Origin of the sequence: Sphingomonas sp. UBA978 (assembly GCF_002292295.1) — a bacterium.
GTDB lineage: Bacteria > Pseudomonadota > Alphaproteobacteria > Sphingomonadales > Sphingomonadaceae > Sphingomonas.
This window is the reverse complement of record NZ_DBBS01000016.1, coordinates 44,210-69,729: the sequence shown is the minus strand read 5'-3', so window position 1 is coordinate 69,729 and position 25,520 is coordinate 44,210. Positions and strand designations below refer to the sequence as shown.

The 25,520-nt window shown below is 66.6% G+C and carries 30 protein-coding genes and 1 tRNA gene; 20 read left to right on the top strand and 11 right to left on the bottom strand.

Features of this window, described 5'->3' with window-relative positions:
- Positions 1–3: 3 nt before the first annotated feature.
- Genes fliR through fliS form a run of 4 tightly spaced genes read left to right on the top strand, consistent with a single transcriptional unit; the run spans position 4 to position 3,899 of the window.
- Positions 4–813, top strand: coding sequence for a flagellar biosynthetic protein FliR (gene fliR, locus B2515_RS09100; RefSeq protein WP_293876033.1), 810 nt, complete (start codon positions 4–6; stop codon positions 811–813).
- Positions 813–1,952, top strand: a complete 1,140-nt coding sequence (gene flhB / locus B2515_RS09095; RefSeq protein ID WP_293875892.1) for a flagellar type III secretion system protein FlhB — start codon at positions 813–815, stop codon at positions 1,950–1,952. Before fliR ends, flhB begins: the two co-directional genes overlap by 1 nt.
- A 49-nt stretch (positions 1,953–2,001) precedes the next feature.
- Positions 2,002–3,501 carry a flagellar filament capping protein FliD gene (fliD, locus tag B2515_RS09090; protein ID WP_293875891.1) on the top strand — a complete coding sequence of 500 codons (1,500 nt, stop codon included), beginning with the start codon at positions 2,002–2,004 and terminating at the stop codon, positions 3,499–3,501.
- Entirely contained in the window at positions 3,501–3,899 is a 399-nt protein-coding gene (gene fliS, locus B2515_RS09085; RefSeq protein WP_293875890.1) for a flagellar export chaperone FliS, read from the top strand. The genes fliD and fliS overlap by 1 nt, the downstream gene beginning before the upstream one ends.
- Positions 3,900–3,927: 28 nt before the next feature.
- Here the strand turns inward: fliS and B2515_RS09080 are convergent, their stop codons facing one another.
- From B2515_RS09080 to argH, 5 genes are read right to left on the bottom strand one after another with little or no spacing between them, the layout of a single operon-like run.
- Positions 3,928–4,881: a zinc transporter ZntB gene (locus B2515_RS09080; protein WP_293875889.1), complete on the bottom strand. Its 954-nt coding sequence runs from the start codon at positions 4,879–4,881 to the stop codon at positions 3,928–3,930.
- Entirely contained in the window at positions 4,878–5,651 is a 774-nt protein-coding gene (locus B2515_RS09075) for a precorrin-2 dehydrogenase/sirohydrochlorin ferrochelatase family protein (protein ID WP_293875888.1), read from the bottom strand. Before B2515_RS09075 ends, B2515_RS09080 begins: the two co-directional genes overlap by 4 nt.
- Entirely contained in the window at positions 5,636–6,898 is a 1,263-nt protein-coding gene (gene lysA / locus B2515_RS09070; protein ID WP_293875887.1) for a diaminopimelate decarboxylase, read from the bottom strand. The genes B2515_RS09075 and lysA overlap by 16 nt, the downstream gene beginning before the upstream one ends.
- Before the next feature lie 22 nt (positions 6,899–6,920).
- Positions 6,921–7,154 (bottom strand): hypothetical protein, encoded by a 234-nt coding sequence (locus tag B2515_RS09065; RefSeq protein ID WP_293875886.1) that lies wholly within the window; start codon positions 7,152–7,154, stop codon positions 6,921–6,923.
- Positions 7,151–8,518 carry an argininosuccinate lyase gene (gene argH, locus B2515_RS09060; protein WP_293876032.1) on the bottom strand — a complete coding sequence of 456 codons (1,368 nt, stop codon included), beginning with the start codon at positions 8,516–8,518 and terminating at the stop codon, positions 7,151–7,153. The genes B2515_RS09065 and argH overlap by 4 nt, the downstream gene beginning before the upstream one ends.
- 16 nt (positions 8,519–8,534) lie before the next feature.
- On the opposite strand from argH, the gene B2515_RS09055 reads away from it, so the two are divergent.
- Positions 8,535–9,131, top strand: coding sequence for a TlpA family protein disulfide reductase (locus B2515_RS09055; protein ID WP_293875885.1), 597 nt, complete (start codon positions 8,535–8,537; stop codon positions 9,129–9,131).
- Between the two features lie 170 nt (positions 9,132–9,301).
- Here B2515_RS09055 and B2515_RS09050 read toward each other — a convergent pair whose 3' ends face one another.
- Positions 9,302–9,859: a hydrolase gene (locus B2515_RS09050; protein ID WP_293875884.1), complete on the bottom strand. Its 558-nt coding sequence runs from the start codon at positions 9,857–9,859 to the stop codon at positions 9,302–9,304.
- A gap of 7 nt (positions 9,860–9,866) precedes the next feature.
- The gene (locus tag B2515_RS09045; RefSeq protein WP_293875883.1) at positions 9,867–10,694 is read right to left on the bottom strand and encodes a DUF429 domain-containing protein; all 828 of its coding nucleotides are present in this window, start codon (positions 10,692–10,694) and stop codon (positions 9,867–9,869) included.
- 215 nt (positions 10,695–10,909) lie between these two features.
- On the opposite strand from B2515_RS09045, the gene B2515_RS09040 reads away from it, so the two are divergent.
- From B2515_RS09040 to B2515_RS08995, 10 genes are all read left to right on the top strand, one after another.
- Complete coding sequence (locus B2515_RS09040; RefSeq protein ID WP_293875882.1) at positions 10,910–12,109, top strand: tyrosine-type recombinase/integrase; 1,200 nt, start codon at positions 10,910–10,912, stop codon at positions 12,107–12,109.
- A 117-nt stretch (positions 12,110–12,226) separates the two neighbouring features.
- Entirely contained in the window at positions 12,227–12,415 is a 189-nt protein-coding gene (locus tag B2515_RS09035; RefSeq protein ID WP_293875881.1) for a helix-turn-helix domain-containing protein, read from the top strand.
- 167 nt (positions 12,416–12,582) lie between these two features.
- Positions 12,583–14,712: an AAA family ATPase gene (locus B2515_RS09030; protein ID WP_293875880.1), complete on the top strand. Its 2,130-nt coding sequence runs from the start codon at positions 12,583–12,585 to the stop codon at positions 14,710–14,712.
- A gap of 171 nt (positions 14,713–14,883) precedes the next feature.
- On the top strand, positions 14,884–15,282 hold the full coding sequence (locus tag B2515_RS09025; protein ID WP_293875879.1) for a hypothetical protein: 399 nt from the start codon (positions 14,884–14,886) through the stop codon (positions 15,280–15,282).
- Positions 15,279–16,751, top strand: a complete 1,473-nt coding sequence (locus B2515_RS09020; RefSeq protein ID WP_293875878.1) for a hypothetical protein — start codon at positions 15,279–15,281, stop codon at positions 16,749–16,751. The genes B2515_RS09025 and B2515_RS09020 overlap by 4 nt, the downstream gene beginning before the upstream one ends.
- Positions 16,748–17,065: a hypothetical protein gene (locus B2515_RS09015; RefSeq protein ID WP_293875877.1), complete on the top strand. Its 318-nt coding sequence runs from the start codon at positions 16,748–16,750 to the stop codon at positions 17,063–17,065. The genes B2515_RS09020 and B2515_RS09015 overlap by 4 nt, the downstream gene beginning before the upstream one ends.
- Before the next feature lie 6 nt (positions 17,066–17,071).
- Positions 17,072–17,758: a hypothetical protein gene (locus B2515_RS09010; RefSeq protein WP_293875876.1), complete on the top strand. Its 687-nt coding sequence runs from the start codon at positions 17,072–17,074 to the stop codon at positions 17,756–17,758.
- 4 nt (positions 17,759–17,762) lie between these two features.
- Positions 17,763–18,029 (top strand): hypothetical protein, encoded by a 267-nt coding sequence (locus B2515_RS09005; protein WP_293875875.1) that lies wholly within the window; start codon positions 17,763–17,765, stop codon positions 18,027–18,029.
- A 9-nt stretch (positions 18,030–18,038) separates the two neighbouring features.
- Complete coding sequence (locus B2515_RS09000; RefSeq protein ID WP_293875874.1) at positions 18,039–18,704, top strand: hypothetical protein; 666 nt, start codon at positions 18,039–18,041, stop codon at positions 18,702–18,704.
- Positions 18,704–20,857 (top strand): hypothetical protein, encoded by a 2,154-nt coding sequence (locus B2515_RS08995; RefSeq protein WP_293875873.1) that lies wholly within the window; start codon positions 18,704–18,706, stop codon positions 20,855–20,857. The genes B2515_RS09000 and B2515_RS08995 overlap by 1 nt, the downstream gene beginning before the upstream one ends.
- A 203-nt stretch (positions 20,858–21,060) precedes the next feature.
- On the opposite strand, the gene B2515_RS08990 is transcribed toward B2515_RS08995, so the two are convergent.
- Positions 21,061–21,237: a hypothetical protein gene (locus B2515_RS08990; RefSeq protein ID WP_293875872.1), complete on the bottom strand. Its 177-nt coding sequence runs from the start codon at positions 21,235–21,237 to the stop codon at positions 21,061–21,063.
- A gap of 4 nt (positions 21,238–21,241) precedes the next feature.
- Positions 21,242–21,403 (bottom strand): hypothetical protein, encoded by a 162-nt coding sequence (locus tag B2515_RS08985; RefSeq protein WP_293875871.1) that lies wholly within the window; start codon positions 21,401–21,403, stop codon positions 21,242–21,244.
- Positions 21,404–21,851: 448 nt separating this feature from the next.
- Here B2515_RS08985 and B2515_RS08980 point away from each other — a divergent pair, with 448 nt between their 5' ends.
- Genes B2515_RS08980 through B2515_RS08970 form a run of 3 tightly spaced genes read left to right on the top strand, consistent with a single transcriptional unit; the run spans position 21,852 to position 22,545 of the window.
- Positions 21,852–22,160: a hypothetical protein gene (locus B2515_RS08980; protein ID WP_293875870.1), complete on the top strand. Its 309-nt coding sequence runs from the start codon at positions 21,852–21,854 to the stop codon at positions 22,158–22,160.
- On the top strand, positions 22,157–22,351 hold the full coding sequence (locus tag B2515_RS08975; protein WP_293875869.1) for a hypothetical protein: 195 nt from the start codon (positions 22,157–22,159) through the stop codon (positions 22,349–22,351). Before B2515_RS08980 ends, B2515_RS08975 begins: the two co-directional genes overlap by 4 nt.
- The gene (locus tag B2515_RS08970) at positions 22,348–22,545 is read left to right on the top strand and encodes a hypothetical protein (RefSeq protein WP_293875868.1); all 198 of its coding nucleotides are present in this window, start codon (positions 22,348–22,350) and stop codon (positions 22,543–22,545) included. Before B2515_RS08975 ends, B2515_RS08970 begins: the two co-directional genes overlap by 4 nt.
- 118 nt (positions 22,546–22,663) lie before the next feature.
- Here the strand turns inward: B2515_RS08970 and B2515_RS08965 are convergent.
- Positions 22,664–22,737, bottom strand: a tRNA-Gln gene (locus B2515_RS08965).
- Positions 22,738–22,910: 173 nt separating this feature from the next.
- Here B2515_RS08965 and B2515_RS08960 point away from each other — a divergent pair.
- On the top strand, positions 22,911–23,945 hold the full coding sequence (locus tag B2515_RS08960) for a Ppx/GppA phosphatase family protein (RefSeq protein ID WP_293875867.1): 1,035 nt from the start codon (positions 22,911–22,913) through the stop codon (positions 23,943–23,945).
- A 49-nt stretch (positions 23,946–23,994) separates the two neighbouring features.
- The gene (locus B2515_RS08955) at positions 23,995–24,666 is read left to right on the top strand and encodes an RlmE family RNA methyltransferase (RefSeq protein WP_293875866.1); all 672 of its coding nucleotides are present in this window, start codon (positions 23,995–23,997) and stop codon (positions 24,664–24,666) included.
- Positions 24,667–25,053: 387 nt separating this feature from the next.
- On the opposite strand, the gene rpoZ is transcribed toward B2515_RS08955, so the two are convergent.
- Positions 25,054–25,398 carry a DNA-directed RNA polymerase subunit omega gene (gene rpoZ, locus B2515_RS08950; RefSeq protein ID WP_254288973.1) on the bottom strand — a complete coding sequence of 115 codons (345 nt, stop codon included), beginning with the start codon at positions 25,396–25,398 and terminating at the stop codon, positions 25,054–25,056.
- Between the last annotated feature and the right edge of the window lie 122 nt (positions 25,399–25,520).

Sequence of the window (25,520 nt, the reverse complement as noted above, 5' to 3'; positions counted from 1 at the left end):
GCTTTGCCGCTCCCTCCCTCTCCCAATGGGAGAGGGATTGAGGTGTTGGGCTTCGGCCTCGCCATCGAACCCAGGCTGTGGGCGTTGATCTTCGTCATGGTGCGGATCGGGGCGGCGTTCATCGTCGCGCCGGTGTTCGGCGCGGTGTCGATCCCGCTGCCGGTGCGCGTCGGCCTGTCTGGGGCGATCGGCTTCTTCGTGCTTGCCGTCCACCCGATTGTGCCGCCTGCGCAGATCTTCGCGGTCGCCACCTTTCTCGCGATCTTCGCCGAGGCGCTGGTCGGCGCGGCGATCGGCTTCATCCTCCAGATCGCCTTCGCCGCGCCGATGATCGCGTCGGAAATCATCGGCGGGTCGATGGGAATCGGCTTCGCCTCGTCGATCGATCCGCAGAACGGCCGGTCGTCGCCGGCGCTCGGCCAGTTCTTCACGATCATGCTGACGCTGCTGTTCCTGTCGGTCGACGGCCATCTGATCCTCGTCGAACTGCTGGTGAAAAGCTATGAGACGATGCCGCCCGGCACCTGGATCGCGCCCGACCGGCTGAAGCAGATCGCCTTCTTCGGCGGTTATGCCTTTCTCGCCGGGCTGCTGCTGGCATTGCCGGTCGGCTTCCTGCTGCTCTGCCTCAACCTGATCGTCGGCATGGTCAGCCGCGCGGCGCCCGCGCTCAACCTGTTCTCGGTCGGCCTGCCCGCCAGCCTCGCGGTCGGGGTGATCGCGCTCGCCGTCGCCTTTCCGGCGATGGGCGATTATATGCTCGTCATCGTCCGCGAAGGCCTGTCGGCCACGCAAAGCCTGGTGAACGGCTGATGTCGGAAGGTGGCGACAAGACAGAAGCCCCGACACCCAAGCGCAGGGAAAAGGCCGCCGAAGACGGCAATATCCTCAAATCCAAGGATCTTGCGACGGCGCTGGTGGTGATGGCGGGGGTGGCGTGGCTGATCTTCGCCGGCCCGTCGCTGATCGCGGCGTGCAAGGCGGTGATGGCCGCCAGCTTCCAGTTCGACCGCGGCGACGTCGAGGATTTCTCGCCGTGGCGGCCGTTGCAGGAGGCCGGCACCAAGCTGCTGCCCTCGCTCATCACGCTGTTCGCGGTCAGCATCGTCGCGACGATCGTCAGCTCGGCCGGGCTCGGCTCGCTGACCTGGAACAACAAACTGATCGCGTTCAAGGGCAACCGGATCAACCCCGCGTCGGGCCTGAAGCGGATCATCGGTCCGCAGGGGTGGATCGAGCTCGGCAAGTCGCTGCTCAAGGTGATCCTGCTCGGCGTGATCGGCGGCTATATGCTGTGGAAGTCGAGCCGCACGACGTTGGGCCTGTCATCGTCCAGCCTCGGCGATGCCGTCGCGGCGCTGGGCGGGACCTTCACCAGCATCATGATCGCGATGGCGGGCGGACTGTTCGCGATCGCGCTGTTCGACGTGCCGATCCAGATCGTCCAGCTATTGTCCAAGCTGCGCATGACCAAGCAGGAGGTGCGCGACGAGCATAAGGAATCCGAGGGATCGCCCGAGGCCAAGGGCCACCAGCGCGCGATGCAGCGGGCGATGGCGACCGGCGGCGTGCGCAAGGCGGTGGCGGAGGCGCATGTCGTGCTGACCAACCCGACGCATTTCGCGGTCGCGCTGCGCTACGATCGCGGCAAGGATCAGGTGCCGGTGGTGGTCGCCAAGGGCCGCGGCGCGACTGCGCTGGCGATCCGCGAGGTGGCGGGCGAGGTGCGGGTGCCGATCCTCGAATATCCGATGCTCGCCCGCGCGGTCTATTATACCAGTCGCGAGGGCCAGGAGGTGCGCGACGACCTGTACGTGGCGATCGCCACCGTGCTCGCCTTCGTCTTCAACCTCAATGCCGCCGCGGGCGGCACCGGCCAGCCGCCGATCGAGGTTCCGGAGAGCGCGCGGTTCGACGAACACGGCATCCGGATCGAGCGGAAATCCCCTTAATCCCGCCCGGTTGCGGTCGTTAACAGTAAGGAAGCGCGGAGTTCGAGTGATGGCCACTACCACAGCAACGACGAGCACCCCGACGCCGACCCCCACGGCCGCGACCTCGACCGCGGGCGTCACTAAGAGCGCCGCGCAGAGCATCCTCACCTCGCTCAATGCCGGATCGGGCATCGACACCGACACGCTCGTCGCCAATCTGGTCAAGGCGCAGTTCGCCGCCAAGACCGCGACGATCGCGTCGCGGACCAGCACGCTGACCGCGCAGATCTCCGCAACGACGACGCTCAAGAACACGATCGGCAATTTTTCGACCGCGCTCGCCAGCCTGACCGGCAGCGGGACGCTGCAGACGCAGCCGGTCAGTTCGAACGCCGCCGCCGTCTCCGCTGCCGCGATCAGCGGCGCGAAGGTCGGCAACCTCTCGACCAGCATCACCGTCTCGGCGCTTGCCTCGGCCCAGGGCGCGCGCTCGACGCCGGTGGCGAGCCGGACCGATCCGATCGCGACCGGCAAGCTGACGCTGACGCTGGGCAGCGCGACCTATGATGCGGCCGGCACCGCGATGACCGGCTTTACCGCGGGCACGGCCGCGCCGGTCTCGATCGACGTGACCGACGGCAGCCTCGACGGCATCGCGCGGGCGATCAACGCCGCCAAGACGGGCGTCACCGCCAGCATCGTCACCGATCAGGACGGCAAGGCGGTGCTGTCGCTGAAGGGGACGACCGGCGCCGCGCAGGCGTTCACGCTGACCGCCGATGACGACACCAGCGCGCTGAAGCAGTTCAACGTCGGGGTCGATGCGCCGACGACGCTGACCGGCACCGCTGCAAACGCGCAGCTGACCGTCGACGGCGTCAGCGTCCAGCGCAGCAGCAACACGATCGCCGATCTGGTGCCCGGCGTCCGCCTGCAACTGGGTGCGGTGACGGCAACGCCGGTGGCGCTGACCAGCACGCGTCCCGCGACGGCGCTGTCGCAGGCGATGGCGGATTTCGTCGAGACCTACAATCAGGTCTATGCCGCGGCGAAGGAACAGACCGATCCGGCGACCGGCGACCTGAAGACCGATCCGGCGGCCAAGGCGCTGCTGCGGTCGCTGCAGGGCATGACCACCCGGACGTTGACCTCGGGCGGTACCGCCGGTGCACCGACGACGCTGGCGCAGCTCGGCGTGTCGACCAACCGCGACGGCACGTTGACGCTCGACACCAATGCGATGAACAAGGCGATGGCCGCCTATCCGGACGAGGTCGAGGCGATGTTCGCGACGACCAGCGGCAACGCGCTGGGCCTGAACAGCGTGCTCAGCGGGATTGCCCTGTCCGCTTCCAGCAGCGTCACCGGCCTCGGCGCATCGGCGACCCGCTACGGCAAGGCGCAGAAGGATCTGGCGGGCGAGCAGGACAAGATCACCGCGCAGTCGGCGGCGATGACGACGCGGATGACGCAGCAATTCTCGAGCATGAACAGCAAGGTCACCGCCTACAAGGCGACGCAGACCTTCCTCGATAACCAGATCAAGGCGTGGAACAAGAACAGCTGATGGCCTACGCAACGCTCCTTTCCGGCGACCCTTACGCCACGTACCGCCAGATCGACGTCGTCGGCCGCACCGCCGAGGCGCGGGGGCCGGGCCTCGTCCAGCTGCTCTACGAGGAACTGGTGTCGGCGTTGCGCGCCGCCGCCTGGGCGGTCGAGAACAACCAGCTGCGCACCAAGAGCGAGCGCGTCACGCGCGCGACCGCGATCCTGTTCGCGCTCGAATCGGGCCTCGATTTCGAACGCGGCGGCGAGGTGTCGCTGACGCTCGCACGGCTGTACGGCGGCATCCGCCGGACGATCGTCGACGCCTCGATCGGCACCGATCCGCGCCCGTTCCGCGCCGCGGCGAACAGCCTCAGCGAAATCGCCGAGGCGTGGCGCACCGCCCGCGCGGCCTGATCCACCCGCCCCGGACCGGGGCGGGGCGTTATTTCTGGAACCAGTGCCGCCGGGCGAAATAGCCGACGACGAGCACCGCGATCGCGATGCACAGCCCCATGATCGCATCGAACGCCCATGGCTTTTGCGCATAGGGCAGGTCGGCGACGTTCATTCCGTACAGGCCGGTGATGAAGGTCAGCGGCAGGAACACCATCGCCGCGATCGAGATCGCCAGCGAGCGGCTATCGATCTGTTCGCTGCGCAGGTCGGTCAGCGCCTCGTGCATCAGCGAGGCGCGCTCGCGGATCGATTCGAGTTCCTCGGCCATGCGCGCGGCGCGATCGGCGGCGGCGGCGAGGTGGCGGCGATCGTCCTCGGCCAGCCACGCGCCGGGCAGGGTCGCGAGCTTCTCCAGCGCCGCGCGTTGCGGCGCGAGGAAGCGGCGATAGCCGATCGCGGCGACGCGCACCCTGGTGACGGAACGACGCAGGTCGAAGACGCGGTTGGCGTCGAGCCGCTCCTCGCAATCGTCCAGTTCGTCGCCGAGGTCGGCGACGTGCGGATCGAGGTCGCTGGTGATCGCGGTCGACACCGCGGCGATGAAGTCGCCCGGATCGACGATCTCGCCCTTCGCCATCTGTTTCTCGACCTCGGCGATGCCGATCAGCGGCCGCCGCGTCACCGAATAGACGCGGCCCTTGATCGCCCAGATCCGCACCGAGGCGAGCGGATCGCCGGACGACATCTCCTCCGACGAGCGGCCGCGCAGGTTGAGCAGCGCGCCGGCCTCGAACGCCTCGCAGCGCGGCCGCGTCTCGGTCGCGGTGAGCGCGTCGACGACATAATCGTCGAGCTTCGCGGCGTTGCGCAGCCATTCCTGCGCCTGTTCCTCGTTGGTGTTGAGATGCACCCAGACGAAATCGGCGGTGCAGGCCAGCGCCTCCTTCACCGCGACGCGCGTCGCCGCGCCGCCGACCACCCGGTAGCCGAAGCCGCTCATGCCATGTCCAGTTCGACGGTCAGCCCGTCCTGCGGCGCCAGCCCTTCGCGCCACGGCTGGCGCATCGCGTCGGCGCGGGCGCGGTCGAGAATGGCGGCAGGGACGCCGGGATGGTGCAGCACGCGATCGGCGTTGGCGAGGCTGCGCGCCTGTCGCAGGGTGAGGTCGTCGGGATCGGCGGAGGTCAGCCGGATGCGGACATGCCCCGCCTCGCGCAGCTGATTGCTTGCCAGCCAGCCGGCGACGTCCGTGCCATCGCCGAGGGGATCGAGCGGCCCCCTTGCGGCCAGCGCCGCGCCGAGCGCCCGGCGTCGCGCGCCGCCGTCGGGATAGCGCCGCCGCAATGCGGGTCGTGCCGCCTGCAACCGTTCGGCGAGCGTGCCAAGGCTGGCGGGCAGCAGCGCCTCGAGCCGCTGGCGCAGCGCCGCCGCCAGTCCCGCCGAGACGCCGCCGGTGCCGATCGCAAGCAGGACGGGCGCGCGATCGATGATCGCCGGCGTGGTGAAGTCGCAATGGTCGGGCCGGTCGACCGCATTGACCAGGATGCCGCGCGCCTTCAGCCGTGCCACCGCCGCCAGCGCCTCGCCCTCGTCCTCGATCGCGACGATCGCCAGCGCGGCCTCGCCGTCGTAGCCGACGATCGTCGCACCGGCGCGTTCGAGCAGCCGCCGCTTGGCGTCGGCGGGTTCGCCCTCGCCGAGCAGGATCACGGGGCGGCCCGCCAGCCGCACGAACAGCGGCAGGCTGTGCAGCGTCACCGGTTCAGCCATTCCGGCACGCGCTCGGCGGCGAGGATCGTCTCGGGCACGATGCGATCGGCGACCACCGCGAACCGGTTGCCGTCGACCAGCACCTCCGGCACCAGCGCGCGGCTGTTGTAGGTCGAGGCCATCGTCGCGCCATAGGCGCCGGCGGTGCGGAACACGGCGAGGTCGCCGCTCTTCACCGCGTCGATTTCGCGCCCCATCGCGAAGGTGTCGCCGCTCTCGCACACCGGGCCGGCGATGTTGGCGGTCATCCGCTCAGCCGTCTGCGTCACCGCGTCGAAATCGTGCCACGCATCGTAGAGCGCGGGCCGCGCGAGGTCGTTCATCGCCGCATCGACGATGACATAGGGGTTGGTGACGCCGGGCTTGACCCAGATCACCTCGGTCAACAGCACGCCCGCATTGCCGGCGATGACGCGGCCGGGTTCGAACATCAGCTCGACGTCCCAGCCTGCGGTCGCGCGCGCGACCATCGCGCCATAGTCCGCCGGGCTCGGCAGCACGTCGCCCTGACGATAGGGTACGCCGAGGCCGCCCCCCAGATCGACGCGGCTGATCGTGTGACCGCGCGTGCGCAGCTCCGCGACCAGCTGCCCGATGCGGCGATACGCCTCTTCCAGCCGCGACAGATCGGCGAGCTGGCTGCCGATGTGGCAGGCGACGCCGCGCAGGTCCAATCCGTCGAGCGGGGCGAGCCGGTCGAACATCGCCGGCGCCTGGTCGATCGGCACCCCGAACTTGTTCTCGGCGCGCCCGGTCGAGATCTTGGCATGCGTGCCGGCGTCGACGTCGGGGTTCACGCGCAGCGTGGCGGGCGCGACCTTGCCCTTCGCATGCGCGATCTGCGCGAGGACGACGCCCTCTTCCTCCAGCTCGAGGTTGAACTGGCCGATGCCCTCGTCGATTCCGCGCGCGAGCTCGGCGCGGGTCTTGCCGACCCCCGAAAAGACGATGTCGGCCGCCGGGATGCCCGCCGCCAGCGCGCGCGCCATCTCGCCGCCCGAGACGACGTCGGCGCCATAGCCCTCGTCGGCAAGCACGCGCAGCACCGCGACGTTCGGATTGGCCTTGATCGCATAGGCGAGGTGGACGCGGCCGACGTCTTTCAGGCCGTCGCGGAACACCTGCGCATGGCGGCGGAAGGTCGCGGTCGAATAGACGTAGACCGGCGTCCCCACCTCTGCGGCGATGCGGGTCAGCGGCACGTCCTCGCAATGGAGCACGCCGTCGCGGTAGTCGAAATGGTTCATCGGGCCTGATTCTGACGGAGCATCAATTGGGCGGCAGGTCGAATTCGTCGCTGCGGCGCTGTTCGGAACTCTTGAGAAGCTCGTCGCTGCGCTGCGGACGCTGCTGCGTGGTCGGGGTGAGCAATTGCTCGGGGGTGGGCGTCGCCTTGGCGCCATAAGGCGCGGGCGGCAGCGAAGCGCCCTCGGCCGGCTGGAGTTCCTTGGCGGCGCCGCAGCCGGCGAGCGCCAGCGCGAGCAGGGGGATCAGGCGTTTCATCGCAGGCTCTCCCGTGCGGCGGCGATCGCGGCGCGCACATTGGTGGGGGCGGTGCCGCCGAAGCTGGTGCGGCTGGCGACCGAGGCGTCGACCGACAGCACGTCGTACAGGCTCTCGTTCACCCGCGGATCGATCGCCTGGAATTCCGCATAGGCCAGCTGGTCGAGCCGCACGCCGAGTTCCTCGGCACGTTTCACCGCGCGGCCGGTCACGTGATGCGCCTCGCGGAACGGCAGTCCCGCCTCGCGCACCAGCCAGTCGGCGAAATCGGTCGCGGTGGCGAAGCCGCTTTCGGCAAGACCGCGCATCCGGTCGGTGCGGAACGTCGCGCTCGCGATCATGCCGGTCATCGCCGCGATCGACAGGCCGAGCAGGTCGTGCGCCTCGAACACCGGCGGCTTGTCGTCCTGCATGTCCTTCGAATAGGCGAGCGGCAGGCCCTTCATCGTCACCATCAGCGCGGTCTGGCAGCCCATGATGCGCCCGGCATGGCCGCGGACCAGCTCGGCGGCGTCGGGGTTGCGCTTCTGCGGCATGATCGAGCTGCCGGTCGACCACTGGTCGGACAAAGCGACGAAGCCGAACGGCTGCGACGCCCACAGCACGAATTCCTCCGCCAGCCGCGACAGGTGGAGCGACGTCTGCGTCGCGCAGGTCAGATAGTCGATCGCGAAGTCGCGGTCGCTCACCGCATCGAGGCTGTTGCGCGTCGGCCCGTCGAAGCCGAGTGCCCGTGCGGTCATGGTGCGATCGAGCGGGAAGCTGGTCCCCGCCAGCGCCGCCGATCCGAGCGGGCACAGGTTCATGCGAGCCCGCGCATCGCGGAAGCGCGAGATGTCGCGCGCGACCATCTCGACATAGGCCATCAGGTGATGGCCGAGCGTCACGGGTTGTGCCGATTGCAGATGGGTGAAGCCCGGCATCACCGCATCGGCATGCTCCCCGGCGCGGGTCAGCAGCGCGTCGGTCAGTTCGGCGAGCGCGGCGAGCACCTGATCGATCGCATCGCGCACCCAGAGACGGAAATCGGTCGCGACCTGATCGTTGCGGCTGCGCGCGGTGTGCAGCCGGCCGGCGACGGGGCCGATCGCCGCGGCGAGCTTCGCCTCGGTCTGCATGTGGATGTCTTCGAGCGCGAGATCCTCGGCGACGCCGTTCGCGGCATAATCGGCGGCGACGACGTCGAGTCCCGCGTCGATCGCGGCGGCATCCGCGGGCGAGACGATGCCCTGTGCGCTGAGCATCGCGACATGCGCCTTCGATCCGGCGATATCCTGCCGCCACATGCGCTTGTCGAACGGAATCGAGGCGTTAATCTCACGCATCACCGCCGCCGGGCCTTCGGCAAACCTGCCGCCCCACATCGAATTGGAACCGCTCATGTCCTCAGGCCTGTCCTCGCGCGTCGCGATCGTCTGTCTCCTGGCGCTCACCGCCGCCGGCTGCGATAGGCAAAGCGCCGCGCCCGAGCAAGCGAACGTCGCGCAGGCGAATGTCGCGACGGCATCGCCCGACGAGGCGACCGGCTCGTCCTCCGCCGCCATGGTCGGCGTCGATCGCAGCCACACGGGCGAGGCGGCACCGACGACGGCGTTCAAGGACGCCGCCGGCAAGCCGACCACGCTCGCCGCCTTCCGCGGCAAGCCGGTGCTGGTGAACCTGTGGGCGACGTGGTGCGGCCCCTGCGTCGCCGAACTGCCGACGCTGGAGGCGCTGGCGAAGGGCGGTCGCGTGCGCGTCGCAGCGATCAGCCAGGATACCGGTGCCGCCGCCAAGGTGCCGGGCTTCCTCAAGGAGCATGGCGCGCCGTCGCTGACGCCCTATCTCGACGACAGGATGGCGCTGTCGCTCGGCTGGAACGCGAACCTGCCGACGACGATCCTGTTCGATTCCGCCGGCAAGGAAGTCTGGCGCTGGAACGGCGGCAACGACTGGAACGGCGCGGCGGCCGCGAAGCTGATCGCCGAGGCCAGCTGACCGCGATCACCCTCACCCTGTCGCCGGCTACGCCGTCTCTTCCCTCTCCCGGCGGGAGAGGGAGGGAGGCGCGCAGGGTTCCCATGAAAGTATTACTTTCATGGGGCCCGAGCGCTGGAAGAGCGAAGACGATCTGAAATAGGTTGATGACGGTGTGGTCCGATGACCGCTCAATCCAGTGCCACATCCGCCACCGTCACCAACCGCGCGATCTGCGGCAGGATGTGGCGGATCGTGAAATCGTGCAACTCCGCCGAGCGCGAGGTGCAGGCGTCCTCGACGATGACGACGTCATAGGACAATTCCCACGCGGTTCGTGCGGTCGATTCGACGCCGAAGTTGGTCGCGATGCCGGCGATCACCACCGTTTTCACCCCGCGCCGCCGCAGCTGGAGGTCGAGATCGGTGCCGGTAAACGCGCCCCAATGCCGCTTGAGCACGACGCTGTCGCCGTCCTGCCGCAGGCCGTCGACCAGCGCGCTGAAGTCGGACGGCGTTCCTCCGGCGGGCAGGCTCGGCCGATCGACCCGCTGGCTCGGCATCGTATCGGGGGTGAAGCCGACATGGACCAGCACGACCGGCGCACCCGCGGCGCGAAAGCGGTCGGCGAGCGTCTTGCCCGCGGCGACCACCGCCTCGGCGCTGTGCGGGCCCTTGTCGCCGGCGACGATACCCTGTTGCAGGTCGATGAGGATCAGGGCGGTGGTGCGGGGATCGAACGGGGTCATGCCGCGCTCAACCGGTCGCTGGCGGCTCCGTTCCGTCGCCGCGCGGCACCCAGATCGCCGAGCGGTCGTCGCCATAGGCGTCCGCCTGCCCGGTCAGCGCGGTGACGCCGACCCAGGCACAGACGATCGCGTCGAGCATATCCTCGTGCGCCTTGCGCGCGACACCGGTCGCCGGTTCGGCCAGCGCGGGCAGCTGCTCCGCCACGCCGTCGAGCCGCGTCGCCAGCAGCGCCGCGATCCGCTGCCATTGCTCGACAAGCAGCGACCGCCGTACCGCGATCGACTCGCCCGGCCAGTATTTGGCGCTGTTGCCCGCCTTGTACGGCAGGCGCCGTGCCGCCTTCGCCAGCACGACCAGCGCGGGATGCGGATAGACCTCGATCAGCCCGCCGCCGCGTGCGTCATTGGTTTGCAGCGGATAGCCCGCCGCGGCGAAGCCGGCACGCAGATCGTCGCTAAGCGGTCCGGGCCGCTGCGCACTCGGCGAATGGGTGGAGCAATGCCGCGCGCCGAACGCGCGGGCGATGGCATTGTCCGACGCTCGCCGCCCGGCGACCGAATCGAGCGACAGCGGCATGTCGACTGCGATCAGGGTGACCGGCGCGCCCGCGATCCGCTGCGCTGCGTCGAGCAGCGCGGCCACGTCGGGAATCGATCCCGCCGGCGCGCCCCTTGGCTCGTCACCGCGCCCGAGACTCAGGAAATGGTCGTAGGACGGCGCCACCGCGCACAGGCACCAGCGCCCGGCCTGCTGCCGCACCAGAGCGACGCCGCTGGGCCGGCCCGCAGTCCACGCCGCATCGATGCCGAGCACCACGCCCGCATCCGCATTCATATCTGGGGAAAATCGCTAGGGAGCGATGGAAACTGGATGCCCGACAAGGATCGGGAAACGGTGTGCGCGGGTGTGCGCCGTTGCGCGCGAATGGTGCTTCAAGCCCTAGGTTTCCTGCGGGTTATTCGTGCGGGAGTGTGCAGCGTTGTGCATTGACGTGCGCCGTCTTGAAGCGCAAAAGTGTGGGAACCGGCTGGGGTGCTATAGGACGCGATATGGGTAAGCTCACTGACTTAAAGGTCCGCAACGCCAAGCCGGGTATACACGGCGACGGCGCTGGCCTCTACCTGCGGGTAAAGCCGACCGGGGCTAAGTCTTGGGTGCTGCGCGTTCAAAATCAGGCCGTCAATGAGGGGCGCCGCGTAGATGTTGGCCTCGGCGGCTATCCTGCAGACCTGACGCTGAGCGAGGCTCGCGATAAGGCCCTGCACCTCCGCAAACTGGCGAGGCAGGGTAAAAATGCTTTTGAGGAACGCGACCGCGAGAAGGTGGTGATACCGACGTTCAAGGTGGCGATGAAGGATGCCCACACCGAGCTGTCGAAAGGCTGGACCGGGAAGCACGCCGCGGCCTTCCTATCGTCGCTTACCGACCATGCCATCCCGAAGCTGGGCAACAAGCGTGTCGACCAGATCGGTCCTAGCGACATCATCGCCGCCCTTTCCCCCATCTGGACTGATAAGCCGTCGATCGCGCGCAAGGTCCGTGTCCGGATCGGGCAGGTGCTCGACTTCGCGAAATCGAAGGGATGGCGCGCTGAGGCAACGCCAGCACCGCGTGAGATTACCAATGGCCTCGCCCGCCAGCCGAAGGCCGGCAACTTCAAGGCGATGGCCTACAGGGACGTTCCGGCGTTCATGGCCGGCGAGCTCGACAAGGAACCATCGGCCGGACGGCTGGCGCTACTCTTCACGATCCTGACGGCCGCGCGCAGCGGCGAGGTCCGTTCGGCCCGCTGGGAGCACATCGACATCGAGGCCCGCGCCTGGAACCGTCCAGCGGACCTGATGAAGGGGAAGGTGCGACACACTGTCACCCTGAATGACGCGGCGCTCGCTATTTTGGAAAGCGCCAAACAATGGTTCGGGGAGACCGGGCTGATTTTCCCCGGGAGCCGGAAGGACCAGCCGCTTTCCGACATGACGCTGAGCAAGGCTTTACGCGCCGCCGGGCGGGATGAGACGGTCCACGGGTTCAGATCGACCTTCCGCGATTGGGCGGCGGAGCAGATGTCGACGGTGCCGGCGATGGTCGCAGAAATGGCCTTAGCGCACTCTGTCGGCACGAAGACCGAGCAGGCATATCTTCGCAGCGACCTTCGCGACATGCGTCTTGCGCTCATGCAAAATTGGGGCCGTTTTGTCAGCCCCAGCGGAGCGACGGATAATGTCGTGATAATGACGCGCGCAGGCTGAAAATTGTGCGGAAAAGTGTCGTTCTATCGAAAAGGTGCGTGTGTACGCACGATTGTTGCTTGACCGCGACATGAAACAATAGCATCCATCATTGCGCAACGACGCACGGAGGAACCCATGCAGGGACATATCGTGAACGACGGGCCATTGACCTGTACGATCAACGACGCCGCGAGGCAGCTCGGGGTAAGCCGCAGGACGATCTATTCGCTGATCGAGGTCGGCAGGCTCAACAAATTGAAGGCGGGACGCCGCTCGCTCATTCCGACTGCCGATCTGCGGGCATTCGCAGCCGGCGGGGTATGAACCATGCCCCATAAGCAAAACGCCCCCAGCCTGAGGGCTGAGAGCGTCGCATGTCACTTGGCGGTAGACAGCGACGTTCCTAGCACCCGGCACCGGATCGCGCAATTCCCCGCGCCCATCCTATCGCGGCACTGGTTCCGCGACAGCGACCTGTTGGAGATGCTTCGATGACCGCGGCCGCGACAGACTTCGCGGCGCTGATGCCGACCGTCGCACCTATGCTCTTAGGCGACCCGAACACCCGGCTGTCGAGCGGCACCCGCCTGCGCTTTGGCAGCAAGGGTTCGGTAGAGGTTGAGACGACGGAGGGATGGTTTGACGACCACGAGGCCAAGGTGCGTGGCGGGGTGTTGGAGCTGATCCAGCACAAGCGCGGGTGCAATATGCATGGGGCGCTGTCATGGCTCGAGGAAAAGGGGCTGAAGGAACGCAGTAAGCGGGAGAGCGAAAAGACGTTCTACGATTATTGCGATGCGTCTGGCACGGTTGCCTACCGGGTCGAGCGGCGAGGCAAAGATGCGGCGCCTCCGTTCCTTCAGCATGGCCCTGACGGCAACGGCGGTTTCCGATCCGCTCGCGGTTGCATGCAGGGTGTCGCGCCGCTCCCCTACCGGCTGCCCGAATTGCTCGCCTCCGATCCGGCCGCGATCGTGTTCGTGTGCGAGGGCGAAAAGGATGCTGACCGGCTGGCGCGCGACGGACTGGTTGCGACGACGAATAGCGGAGGCGCTGGAAAGTTTGTAGCTGGCCTTGCCCCCCACTTCGCGGGACGCCGTGTCGTTGTTCTGGCCGACAACGATCCTGCTGGCGAGGCTCACGCGCTGGACGTGGAGCAGAAACTTACCGGCCTCGCGTCGGAGGTAGCCATCCTTCGCCTGCCCGACCTTCCTCCCAAGGGGGACGTGTCGGATTGGCTGCGCGCTCAGGGTGCGTTTCGCAACACGATCGCGGATCTTGAGGCTTTGGCGGCGGCTGCGTTCACTGCACCGAAGCCTGAGGCCTACACGTTCCCGATAGCCGACTTGACGATGTGGGCGAATCTCAGGGCGACGCCCAAGGCCTTCGCTTTGGCTGGCCTCATCCCCTCGCGCGAGGTCACTTTGTTGACCGGCGCGGGCGGCGCAAACAAGTCGACGTTCGGGCAGCAACTTGCAACGTGCGCTGCTGCCGGGGTGCCTATGCTTGCCATAGACGTTCATTCCGGGCCTGCCCTCTACATCACCGCGGAGGACGACGACGATCGTCTGCACTGGATGCAGGAGCATATTTGCAAGGCTCTGCGCGTGCCGATGGCGGGATTGGCTGGGAAGCTTCATCTGACAAGCCTGCGCGGTCGGCTGGGGAATGAGCTGGCCTTGTTCGATAGCGAAGGTCGCATCCGTGCCGCCCCCTCATTCGGCGCGCTCCGCGCTACCATCGAAGCAACCCGCGCCGGTTTGGTCGTGCTGGATAACGTGGCGCACCTCTTCGCCGGCAATGAGAATGACCGCGGGCAGGTGACGGCGTTCGTCAACCTCCTGTACTCTCTCTGCGTTGACCTTGGGACGACTGTCGTTCTGATCGGGCACCCGAATAAGAGCGGCGATAGCTATTCCGGCTCTACCGCGTGGCTCAATGCCGTGCGCTCGCAGATCGTGTTGGAGAAGCCCGAAGGTGCGGCTGATCCCGATGTTCGCGAGATCAAGCTCGGCAAGGCCAACTACGCCCGCATGGGGGACTCCCTGTCGTTCCGTTGGCATGACTTCGCTCTGATCCGCGACGACGAACTCCCGGCCGATCGGCGTGCTGAGCTATCTGCCGTCATCGCCACCAGCGGCGACAATGCTGCCTTTCTCGCGTGCCTCGACGCCAGAACCAAGGATGGCATGGTCGTCTCCCCGAACGTCTCCCCGAACTATGCGCCTGCGCAGTTTGAGGCGATGCCGTTGGCGAAGGGCATCGGCAAGGTGCGCCTCCGAAAGGCGATGGAGCGCCTGCTAGAGATTGGTGAGATCGAGGTGTTCGATCATGAAAAGAAGGGCAAGGGAGTGTCGATCAAGGCGCTGCGCCGAACGCCCCCGGACGCCCCCCGAACGGCTTCCCGAACGCTTCCCGAACGGCTTCCCGAACGGTCCCCGAACGCCCCCGAACCTCTCACCCCTAACGACCCCCCTCATACACCTACCCTAAAGGGGGAGGCAGGCGCAGGCCTCGGGGCCTCTGCGCCTGCCCCTTCACCGACTGCGCCGGACCTCACACGAGTGATGTTCCCGGGCGATGATCGGGAGTGGTCAACAGGATGGGGAGAGGGGGGTTAATTGCCCTCCCCTCGCAAAGCCGAGCGCGCGGTCTTTTTCTCCGCCCCTGCACGCGGCTCCGATAATCCTCCCACAGCATCCATACTTACGCACATAACCCTTGCTTTTCCGCCGCTTTTCACGTTACGTTCCAGACAGCACCCCAGCTAGTTCCCACAACCGGAGCCAAGAATGCCCCGACCGAACCCCACCACTGCAACGCTGAAGCCGCAGGCTCGCACGCGCGTGGGGAACGGTAGCGCGGTGTTGCAGGCACCTGATGGCCGATCGATCGAGTTCCGCCGCTACCGGGAGATCCTGACGCAGCTGGTGTCGGACATCGGAGGCGAGCCGAGCGAGGCGCAAGGCCAGATCGCGCGCCGTGCCGCCATGCTGGCCATCTGGTGCGAGCAGCAGGACGCAGCGGCAGGGCTAGGGACGCCGATCGACGTGAAGGCGTACACGACTGCCAGCAACACCCTGCGCCGGCTGCTAGAGACGCTGGGTATCGAGCGCCGCGCCCGCAACATCACGCCCACCCTGTCGGAGTATGCGGCCCGTCGCGCGGCTGAGAAGGCGAAGGCGGCATGATTACCTTCGCTGAGGCCTGCCGCGATCCCGAGCTATTCGGGGACTGGTTCAAGGCGGACACATGGGCGGTGTGGCGCGTCATCGACAAGGCTCTGTTTGGGGAACCCCTCGGCGCGGACGAGCTTGCCATCTTCACCGAGATCACCGGCCGCGCTGAGGCCCCTACAGAGGCCGCTACAGAGGGGTGGTTCATCTGCGGGCGTCGTAGTGGCAAGGATGTGAAGGCGAGCGCCTTAGCGACGTTCCTAGCCACGTTCGGCGCGGAGCAGATGGGCTTCCTCGACCATGTGGTGCCGGGTGAGACGGTCATGGTGCAGCTCATTGCCAAGGACCGCCGGCAGGCCCGTGTATGCCTAGGGTACATGAAGGCGTATTTCCGCAAGCCGCTGTTCGCGCAGATGGTCGAGAAGGACACGGCCACCGGGATCGAGCTTACCAACGGCATCACGATCGAGATCACCACAAACGATGTGGGCGGCACGCGAGGCCCTACCGTCGTCGCCGCGGTGTTCGATGAGGTGGCGTTTTGGTCTGCCGAGAACAGCGCGAACCCCGATCAGGACGTGTACAACGCCGTCAAGCCGGCGATGGCGACTGTGCCGGGTGCGATGCTGTTCGGGATCAGCAGCCCCTACGCCCGTCGCGGCCTCCTGTGGAACAAGCACAAGAAGCATTACGGCAAGGACGGTAAGGTGCTGGTGGTGCAGGCCCCCACATGGCGCATGAATCCGAATATCAAGCGCGATGGCGAGTTCCTGACTGAGCAGTACGCCAACGATGCGTCGTCCGCCGCCGCTGAGTATGGGGCGCAGTTCCGCACCGATGTTGAGGCGTTCGTCAGCCTAGAGGTGGTCGAGGCCTGCGTCGCTCCCGGCGTGCATGAGCGCGGCCCGCGTTCGGACGTCACCTATTCCGCGTTCGTCGATCCCTCGGGCGGCTCGCAGGACAGCATGACACTGGCGATCAGCCATCACGAGGGCGACACCGACGATGGCCTGACAGTCATCGACGCGACCCGCGAGGTAAAGCCGCCGTTCTCGCCTGAGGGCGTGGTGGAAGAATTCTGCACCCTCTTGAAGCTCTACGGCATCAGCGAAGTCACCGGCGACCGCTATGCAGGCGAATGGCCGCGCGAACAGTTCCGCAAGCATGGCGTGTCCTACATCGTGTCGGACAAGACCCGATCCGACCTTTACCGCGACATGTTGCCGGTCCTGAATAGCGGTCGCGTCGTCCTGTTGGATGACGACAAGCTGGTTTCCCAGATCGTCGGGCTTGAGCGGCGCACCGCGCGCGGCGGCAAAGACAGCATCGATCACGCCCCAGGCGGACACGACGACATCGCCAACGCGGTGGCCGGCGCGATCGCCAACGCGACCGACGCGAGCAGCACCGCCCCTTGGATTTGGACCCGGTACGACGACCCGAAAAGCAACGCCATCACGACCGCACGGAGTTATCTGCCATGAACGCCTTCGCTCAATTCCTCGCCAACCGCGCCAAGGGCGCGAAGCCCGTCGTCAATGCCGACACCCCCGTCACCCGCGCTGAGTTCACGCAGCTCGCCAGCGTCGTCAACGCGCTGATGGAGGACGTGCAGGCCGCGACCGACCCGAAGAAGCTCGCCGCTGTCATCAACACCGCGTTCGAGGCGGCGGCAAAGGGCGTCACCCCGACGACGACCAACCGGGCGTATCTCGTGCCGAAGGATGATCCGGCCCCGGTCGGCAATGGCCGCCAGCCGCTGGCGGATCGCCTCGCGCTCGCACCGAAGGGGGAGTAACCTACGATGTTTCACCAGTTCATCCCGCCCGGCCCGAACACCGTTCCGGAACCGTCGACCAAGATCGATCGCACCCAGATCCTCGACCCGAAGGATTACTGGCGCGATCCGGCGACCTGCCCAGACTGGCCCGCGCTTACCGGCACGCAGCGCTACGACGGTCCGCGCGGCAAGGTCGGCGCTGAGCAGCGGTTGCAGGCGATCGGGCAGTATCTGAACCGGGGACCCGGTACACTGCGCGCGCCGACGCCCGACGAGCGCGATCAGCACTTTTCCGCGACGTTCCGCCGCACCGGATCGCCATGGCATCACCTTGGCCTCAACGAGCTAAGCCCACTGGGGCGCATGGTCGAGGGCGAGGCCGAATTGATGGCCGAGGCCTGTCATCTGCGCGGCTACCTCCGCAAGCTGGAGGTAAAGGCGGCGGCGAGCGCGGAGGCCGACGAACACCGTCGTCTGAGCGAGGCGCGTCGGACGCTGGACGAGTATAGGTTCGCGGCAGCCGCCGACGTTGCCGAGATCGAAGCCCTCGCTGAGGCTGTAGCGCGCCACCAGCAGCGCGAAGAGGACGAGAAGGCCGTCGCCCGTACCTATTCGATCCGCCAGCAGCTCAGCGCCCGCCACAGCGCCGCCGTGCAGGCCGCGCATACCCTTGGCTTGGGCGTCCCCGACGCCCCCGAAGTGTTGGGATAAGATCATGCCGCTTTTCACGCTTACGCCTACCGACTGGACCGAGATCGTCCCCGTTGGCGGCACCGACGACATGGACGTGGTGCCGCGGCAGGGGCAGTTCCTTGTCAGCTTCAACACCGCGACCGACGCAGGCGCGACCACGATGGTCATGCCGCCCGTCCCGCCGCTGGTGCGGGAGATCAGCCGCCAGCGCGTTGCGGCGGGGGTGAGGGTCTACGCCAAGGCAATCCGCGACACCGCCGCCGTCTACGTCGGCACCGCGGCTAAGTAGGAGATCACCATGAGCGCCTTCTACGACCAGATTGACGAGGTCATGGGTCGCGCCGACGAGGTGACGGATATCGTCGCCTGCGTCCGCAAGTGCTGGCACTACGACTTCGCGAACGAGCCGGTCTACCTGTGGGATGGCCAAGGCACATTCATCGACAGTGATGGCCGCGAATGGCTTGGCACGATCGACGCGAACGGCGCGAACATTCACAATGCCCCCTCCCTTCAAGATGGGCGAGACGGCAGCAGCGCGACCTACAACTTCTCGTTCAAGATACCGACCCTGCCTGGCCGTGAAGCTGAAATCCTCGACCTGTATAACGGACTGAAGTCGGAACAGGCGAACGTCTTCGGCCGCACGCTCACCTGCTATCTGGTGTTGTTCATCGAAGGCGAGGGCGTCCGCCCCAACACCCCGCTGTCGTTCTACAAAGAAATGACGATGTTTAGTCCGAAGTTCTCGGAGAGTGTCGAGCGGACATCTTCGGGTGCGATCGTCAAAAACTATTCGGTGACGATCACCGCGAAGGACAACAACCACGGGCGCAGCGAAACGCCGGACCGGACCTACGAGGATTCGATGCAAAAGCGCCGCGCGGCGCAGCTTGGCGTCCCGCTAGACCGCGGCTGCGAGTTCCTCGCCGGCCTCGCGAACCGCACGTATCAGATTCCCTGATGGGCTTTCTCAAGAAATTAGTAGCGCTGGTCGCCGTCGCCGCCCTCATCTATTTCACGGGCGGGACGGGCGGCTGGGCTGCATCCTTGGCGGGATCGATCGGCGCGGGCAGCAATGCCTTTGTCGTGAGCGCGATCGGCGCAACCATCATCGCGGCCGGCAGCTTCGCGATCCAGACGTTGTTGGGCGGCTCGCGCGCTCCCGCGATGGAAGCGGGCAAGACGAACGTGAAGATCAGCAACCCCCCGCGCTGGCTACACGCCGGCCTTGCCCGGTCGGGCGGCGGTGCGGTGTTCGGGGAGTTCGATAGCCAAGGCCGGCTCTGGTATCTCATCATCAACAGCGAAGAGATCCTGCACGCGCCCTTTAGCCATTACCTCGACGACGAAGCGGTGACGCTGGGGGCGGACCACTACGTGCTGAACAAGGCGTTTCGCCTGCGCACGAACAAAGAAAAGGATCCGGCCGACGTCGACGGACAGGGGCGCGGCTATATCAGGTTGTGGACGACGACCTACACGGAGGCCGACCCGATCCCGCCCCGCATTCCCGAGCTGGACGCGGCGCTCGGGACGCTGTGGACGCCGGAACACCTACTGGCCGGCACGACCTACACCGTCGTCTGCATGGACGCCTTGCCAGTCGAACACCGGTACAAAATCTACCGCTGGCGAGGCCCGTTCGGGCTTGGCGAGCCGGCGGTTAGTGTCCTGGGGCAGTGGGCGAACGTCTACGATCCGCGCGACCCGGCGCAGGTGCTGGGCAACCGGTCGACGTACAAACCGACGAAAAACGCTGCGCTGTTGTGGGCATGGTTCCGCACGCACCGCTTTGGGCGTGGAAAGCCCGAAAGCTCGATCAACTGGCAACGCATGGCCGAGCAAGCCGACATCTGCGATCAGGTCGTGACGGGCATTGAAGGCGACCAGCCGCGGTATGAGGCGTCGGCATCGATCGTCGACAGCAAGCGGCGCGTCGACGGTGAAATGGAAATCATGCGTGCCTGCGATGGCCAGATAGTGTTCGATGAGACGGGAAAGTCATGGCTGCGCGTCGGCCACTACTACACGCCGACCCTCTCTTTCTCACGGAATCGCGACATCATGACGATGTCCTCAAATGAGGCGCAGGACGGCGAGAGTGAGACTCAGGGGGTGATTGTCCGCTATACCGAGCCGGGCGCTAACTACAGCGTGCAGGCATCGGCCGCTTGGCTCAACCCTCTGTACTACGACCCGCTGACGACGCCCAAGTTTCTGACGGTCGAGATCCAGGCATGTCAGAACCATAATCAGGCGATGCGGCTGGCAAAGGGTATCGGGCTTAGGTCACAGCCTCGCCATAAGCTCGGGCCTACGGTTAACCTGCGTGGCCTTCAGGCGCGGCACGAACGGATTGTGGAGATCCGGTACGACAACACCTTTGCCGGTGACTATGAGATTGCGACGCCGGTTGAGCTTGGCGCCGGGGGTATCATCACCGCACTTGCCGTCGTGCCGATCGAGCCGACCCGCTGGACGCTGCTACCGGGCGAAGAGCAGCCGAAGCCCGTCGTGGATGGCGGCACGGAGGCGCCCGCCTATCCCGCCATCACCGGGGAGAACGTCACCTACAGCGATGGCACGATCCGCATAGACCTGCCCCCGCTGGCGCGCGACGACGCGACCTATATTGCCGAGTATATCCCGACTTCGGCCATCACCGGCAGCGACAGCGGTCCGTGGACGCCCATGGCGATCAACGACGCGACGGCGGTTAGCGGCAGCGTGCCGGCCGGGGTAAGCTACACCGTCCGGTATCGCTATGTGACGACGGCGGGACGCGGACCCGGCTACGAATATGCGGTGATCGAGCCTGAGGTTGTCCTACCGCCAGCAACGAACCTGACGGCCGGTGGCGGCGCGGGGCAGGCGATCGTCACATGGAAGAACCCGACCGACGCCCGGTTCTTTTCGTCCGACGTGTGGCGTGGCGCGTCGACCGACTTCGCCGCCGCGACCAAGATATTCGACAGCTTCGGAGGCGGGCTAGGACAGGTCCAGTCCGTCACCGATACCGTCGCCGCGGGCGTGTGGAATTATTGGATTGTCGCCACCGATGGCGCAGCGATCGAGGCCAGCCCTGCCGGCCCGGTAAGCGCGACGGTGACGTGACGAGATCGCGGCGGGTCGGGAAACCTGCTGCGTAGAGGCCGGGGTAGGTTTCGCGGTCGCCCCGGCCTCAATACTTTCCGAAACCGGACAAGCCGAGGGGTGTCCATCTCAACCGACCCCCTCACCCTGAAGGGGTGTATCTTAAGCGTACACCCTTTACCTCACTTTGAGGGGAGGGGTGTCCCCAGATTTGGGGAGCGGGTCTACCGTGACAACGCATCCGTGATAGTCGCCAGATCACCCTGCACGATCATGTAATGCTCCTTGTCGAAGTAGAGCATAGTCGCATTATCGTTGCCGCTTTGCGGCCGAGCAAATCTGATTAAGCTCGGGTTGACGGAGGTGGGGCCGCCATCAAGGCGGGTGAGAGTTACCAACATGCGCTCAGCCTTTCGGGTTCATCGGCCTGAAGCGGAAAGTGACGATCGTCGGACCGTCGCCGCTGCTCTCGACCTTCACCGTCTCCAAGCTGCCGGGGGAGAAGTCCTTAGGGTCGTGCCCTTCCTTGGCGAGGCGAAGCACCTCGTTTCGAATCCCGGTGGTCAAAGCTGCATCTCCTGATGAACGAACAGGACGCTAGCCTATCAGGATCGCAGACGCGCGAAAGCCTCCCCTTTGGCGAGGTGAGGACTTGCGCAACGATTTGGTTAAGTGCATCTAGGTCGCTGAGTGTGACAGCTCGGACCGAGATAGGCAGCTTTCCCTTTGGCGAGGGATAAGCGCCGAAGTAGACAGCGTGGATTGGCGTCCGCGGCTGACCGGACCCTTATGTCCGGGAGTGGGGCGCCATGCAATAGCCTTCGGGTAAAATCGTCCCACCGGTCTCTCGGCCGGCTGTCACCCTCCCGGCGCCCGGTCCGATACCGGGAAAGGCTGTGACAGGCCGAAACCGAGAGTACCAACCATGCTGCAATTGCAGATCATCGCGGGCGCTAAGCCCCTGCCGATATACGACCTACCAGCCGCTCTTGGGCCGCGTGCCGCCGCTAAGGAGGTGGCCGACCAGATCGAGGCCCTGATGGCGTTCCTCGACGACCTTGGGGGCGATCCCGACCTTGAAGAGGGCAACGACCTTGAAGCGGACGACAGCGATCGTGAGCCGGGTTCATGGGCTGAGGATCAGCTCGAATACGGCACGATGATGCACTACGGCGATGACGAGCGGGAGGACGACCTGCCGGAAGTCCGGCGCGCTCACGCCCGCTTTATTCAGCGGACCCGGTGCCGCCCTGCGCGTGTAGCCGGCCTGACGGTGTATCACCTCAACGACCGCAAGCCCTCCAACGGCTGGGTGCGGCAGTGACGCCCGGCGATCGGGCAGCGCTGGAAGCCCTTAACAGCCGCTTCGACCACACGGCGGCAATCGCGAGATTGGTAAGCTATGGCGCAGACGTGCCGGGCGAACTGGCCGACGCCTTGCGCGGTATCTCGGAGACGCTTGGCGAGCTGTCGACCCGAATGGATGACATCCTGAACGCGGGGAGCGAATCATGACTGATAGCGAACGTGACGCAGTTTCTCGTCTCGGGGTCGCTGCGTCAGAAGCCGCGGGGTTGAGCCACTACCTTGCTCAAGCGCTGGCAATCGAGCCACGCACCGGATTGGCCGCTCAGGCTGTAAGCGGCATTACGGCGCTGATTGATAAATTGTCTGACGATCTTTTCTTGATGGCCGACCCGGAAGGCTGACCAATCCCCGCCCGGTGCGATCGGGCGGGCTTTACCCGTGCTGGTGGCCCCGTGTGGGAACCGGCGCCCGGAGAATCACAGAATGTTGAATGTTTCCAGCGCCTTAGCGGCTGGTAAGTGGATGCCCGACAAGGACTCGAACCTTGATTGACGGAGTCAGAGTCCGCTCTCTTACCATTAGAGGATCGGGCAATCGCAGGCGGCGCATTTAGGGTGCAGGCGCAGGGCTGTCAACACGCCAAACCGCCTCGGCTTGTCGCAAGCCTTGTCGCGCGCTACCTAGGGGGCAAGCACCGATCGGGTATCGTCCCGTGAGGCAGACAGAATAGAGAGTTATCACGGCTATGGGGGACGGTTCCGCCCGAATGCCGTACCGGCAGGATGTCCCTGCCCGTCCGGCGCCAGGCCGGCCGCAGCGCGGCCGCTGGTCCGATGCGCAGGCGTTCGCGGCGCTCGATCTCGGCACCAACAATTGCCGGCTGCTGATCGCCCGGCCGCAGGGCGACGGCTTTGCGGTGATCGACGCCTTTTCGCGGATCGTGCGGCTGGGCGAGGGGCTCGCCGCCACCGGCCGGCTGAGCGATGCCGCGATCGAGCGCACGATCGCGGCGCTGCGCGTCTGTTCGGACAAGCTCAAGCGCCGGAACGTCACACTGGCGCGCTCGGTCGCGACCGAGGCGTGCCGCCGCGCCGCCAACGGCCCCGAATTCATCGCGCGTGCGCTGGCCGAAACCGGCATTCACCTCGACATCATTTCGGCCGAGGAGGAGGCGCGGCTGGCGGTGCTCGGCTGCCATGCGCTGATCGAGCCGGGCGACGACCCCGCGCTGATCTTCGACATCGGCGGCGGATCGACCGAACTGGTGCTGATCGACACGACGCGGGGCGCGATGCCGCGGGTGCTCGACTGGCATTCGGCGCCCTGGGGCGTGGTGTCGCTGACCGAACATGCCGGCGGCGGCGATAACGTGCTGGGGGGCGAGGCTGCCCGGCTGGCGGCCTATGAGCGGATGCGCGGGATCGTCACGGACAGCTTCGCCGGTTTCGCCGCCCGCCTGCCGAAGAAGGTGATGCGGCCGCGTCTGCTCGGCACCAGCGGCACGGTGACGACGCTCGGCAGCGTCCATCTCGGCCTCAGCCATTACGACCGCGCGCAGGTCGACGGGCTGATCGTGCCGTCCGCGGCGATGCGGCGGATCAGCGCGGACCTGTCCCGAAAGTCGGTGCGCGAACGCGCGCAGCTGGCCTGCATCGGCTCCGAGCGGGCCGATCTGGTCGTCGCCGGCTGCGCGATCCTCGAGACGATCCTCGATCTGTGGCCCGCCGAGCGGCTCGGCATCGCCGACCGCGGCATCCGCGAGGGCATCTTGCGGCGCCTGATGGGCAGTCCGCGACCGTGACCCCGATGGTGACCCCGACCGTGACCCCGACCGTAACAAGGAACAGAATATGAGCCGCGACGGTGGTGGCCTGCGGACGCGGGTGAAGACGGCGCGCGGGCGCACCGCGCAATCGACGCGCTGGCTCGAACGCCAGCTCAACGACCCCTATGTCAAGCGCGCCAAGGCGGAGGGCTATCGCAGCCGTGCCGCGTACAAACTGATCGAGCTCGACGAACGGTTCAGCATCATCCGCGGATCGCGGCGGGTCGTCGACCTCGGCATCGCCCCGGGCGGCTGGAGCCAGGTGATCCGGCGGCAGGCGCCGAAGGCGACCGTGGTCGGCATCGACCTGTTGCCGGTCGATCCGATCGACGGCGTCACCATCTTCCAGATGGACTTCATGGACGATGCCGCGCCCGACCGGCTGATGGAGGCGTTGGGCGGCGCGCCCGATCTGGTGCTGTCGGACATGGCGGCGAACACGGTGGGCCACCCGCAGACCGACGCGCTGCGGACGATGGCGCTGGTCGAGACGGCGCTGGCCTTCGCGGTCGATGTGCTCGACAAGGGCGGATCGTTCGTCGCCAAGGTCTTCGCCGGCGGTGCCGATTCACAGCTGATCGCGGAAATGAAGCGCAACTTCAAGACGGTGAAGCACGCCAAGCCGCCGTCGAGCCGCAAGGGATCGGTCGAATGGTTCGTGGTGGCGCAGGGGTTCAAAGGTCGCCAAGCGGATTAGCGACGCTAATCCGCGTCGCGTGGCGACCCCGGCCAGCGGGCCGCAGGTCCGACTGACGACGCGGCTTCGCCGCGGCGGGCCTCCCCCTACGTCGTTCCCGCGCAGGCGGGGATCCGGAAGCACTGACGCCGATTCAGGAAGGGCGCGGCCGGCGCGTCTGGATCCGCGCCTGCGCGGGGATGACGCATTCGGGGATACACATCGCCCAAGCACTACCGACGGGGCGATGCCGCGCCGTCAGCCGAACCTGCGGCCCGCGGATCGGCTCGGGTGACCGATCCCCCAAACGCAAACGACGCGGCGAAGCCGCGTCGTCAGTCGGGCTTGGCGCCCGCTGGCCGTGGACCGGCCCGAGACGCGGATTAGCTTCGCTAATCCGCTGACCGGTCATCCGTCGTAATCGGCGCCGAGATTCTGGTTGCGCGGCGGGGCGGCGGCGGTCAGGCGCAGGGCCTCGGCCGATGCCGACAGCGAACCGACCGCGTCGACCTCGTCCTCGTCGTCGATCTGGACGCGCTGCAGGCTGTTCACCACCGCCTCTTCGAGGTTGTCGGGGCGGACCAGCTCGTCGGCGATCTCGCGCAGCGCGACGACCGGGTTCTTGTCGCGGTCGCGATCGAGCAGCAGTTCCGCGCCGCCCGAGATCTGACGCGCGCGCTGGGCGGCGAACAGGACCAGATCGAAGCGGTTGGGAATCTTGTCGACGCAATCCTCGACGGTAACGCGCGCCATGGACGCTTTCCTTCGCAAATACCGATGCAGTGAAGGCGGGGGCCTAGGCAAGGACGGCGGCGAAGTCAAGAAAATCGGCCCCGCGCACCCCGGCACCTTGTGCCGCCACGCCCCAACGGCCA

Excerpts from the sequence above, each read along its gene's own strand:
- B2515_RS09040 (WP_293875882.1), top strand. The coding sequence starts at position 10,910 with ATGGGTAAGCTCACTGACTTAAAGGTCCGCAACGCCAAGCCGGGTATA.
- B2515_RS08970 (WP_293875868.1), top strand. The coding sequence starts at position 22,348 with ATGACTGATAGCGAACGTGACGCAGTTTCTCGTCTCGGGGTCGCTGCG.
- flhB (WP_293875892.1), top strand. The coding sequence starts at position 813 with ATGTCGGAAGGTGGCGACAAGACAGAAGCCCCGACACCCAAGCGCAGG.
- B2515_RS09035 (WP_293875881.1), top strand. The coding sequence starts at position 12,227 with ATGCAGGGACATATCGTGAACGACGGGCCATTGACCTGTACGATCAAC.
- B2515_RS09020 (WP_293875878.1), top strand. The coding sequence starts at position 15,279 with ATGATTACCTTCGCTGAGGCCTGCCGCGATCCCGAGCTATTCGGGGAC.
- rpoZ (WP_254288973.1), bottom strand. The coding sequence starts at position 25,398 with ATGGCGCGCGTTACCGTCGAGGATTGCGTCGACAAGATTCCCAACCGC.
- argH (WP_293876032.1), bottom strand. The coding sequence starts at position 8,518 with ATGTGGGGCGGCAGGTTTGCCGAAGGCCCGGCGGCGGTGATGCGTGAG.
- B2515_RS09005 (WP_293875875.1), top strand. The coding sequence starts at position 17,763 with ATGCCGCTTTTCACGCTTACGCCTACCGACTGGACCGAGATCGTCCCC.
- B2515_RS09055 (WP_293875885.1), top strand. The coding sequence starts at position 8,535 with ATGTCCTCAGGCCTGTCCTCGCGCGTCGCGATCGTCTGTCTCCTGGCG.
- B2515_RS08995 (WP_293875873.1), top strand. The coding sequence starts at position 18,704 with ATGGGCTTTCTCAAGAAATTAGTAGCGCTGGTCGCCGTCGCCGCCCTC.
- fliS (WP_293875890.1), top strand. The coding sequence starts at position 3,501 with ATGGCCTACGCAACGCTCCTTTCCGGCGACCCTTACGCCACGTACCGC.
- B2515_RS09050 (WP_293875884.1), bottom strand. The coding sequence starts at position 9,859 with ATGACCCCGTTCGATCCCCGCACCACCGCCCTGATCCTCATCGACCTG.
- B2515_RS09065 (WP_293875886.1), bottom strand. The coding sequence starts at position 7,154 with ATGAAACGCCTGATCCCCCTGCTCGCGCTGGCGCTCGCCGGCTGCGGC.
- B2515_RS09045 (WP_293875883.1), bottom strand. The coding sequence starts at position 10,694 with ATGAATGCGGATGCGGGCGTGGTGCTCGGCATCGATGCGGCGTGGACT.
- B2515_RS09025 (WP_293875879.1), top strand. The coding sequence starts at position 14,884 with ATGCCCCGACCGAACCCCACCACTGCAACGCTGAAGCCGCAGGCTCGC.
- B2515_RS08955 (WP_293875866.1), top strand. The coding sequence starts at position 23,995 with ATGAGCCGCGACGGTGGTGGCCTGCGGACGCGGGTGAAGACGGCGCGC.
- B2515_RS09015 (WP_293875877.1), top strand. The coding sequence starts at position 16,748 with ATGAACGCCTTCGCTCAATTCCTCGCCAACCGCGCCAAGGGCGCGAAG.
- B2515_RS09075 (WP_293875888.1), bottom strand. The coding sequence starts at position 5,651 with ATGGCTGAACCGGTGACGCTGCACAGCCTGCCGCTGTTCGTGCGGCTG.
- fliD (WP_293875891.1), top strand. The coding sequence starts at position 2,002 with ATGGCCACTACCACAGCAACGACGAGCACCCCGACGCCGACCCCCACG.
- B2515_RS08990 (WP_293875872.1), bottom strand. The coding sequence starts at position 21,237 with ATGTTGGTAACTCTCACCCGCCTTGATGGCGGCCCCACCTCCGTCAAC.
- B2515_RS08960 (WP_293875867.1), top strand. The coding sequence starts at position 22,911 with ATGCCGTACCGGCAGGATGTCCCTGCCCGTCCGGCGCCAGGCCGGCCG.
- lysA (WP_293875887.1), bottom strand. The coding sequence starts at position 6,898 with ATGAACCATTTCGACTACCGCGACGGCGTGCTCCATTGCGAGGACGTG.
- B2515_RS09000 (WP_293875874.1), top strand. The coding sequence starts at position 18,039 with ATGAGCGCCTTCTACGACCAGATTGACGAGGTCATGGGTCGCGCCGAC.
- B2515_RS09030 (WP_293875880.1), top strand. The coding sequence starts at position 12,583 with ATGACCGCGGCCGCGACAGACTTCGCGGCGCTGATGCCGACCGTCGCA.
- B2515_RS09080 (WP_293875889.1), bottom strand. The coding sequence starts at position 4,881 with ATGAGCGGCTTCGGCTACCGGGTGGTCGGCGGCGCGGCGACGCGCGTC.
- B2515_RS09010 (WP_293875876.1), top strand. The coding sequence starts at position 17,072 with ATGTTTCACCAGTTCATCCCGCCCGGCCCGAACACCGTTCCGGAACCG.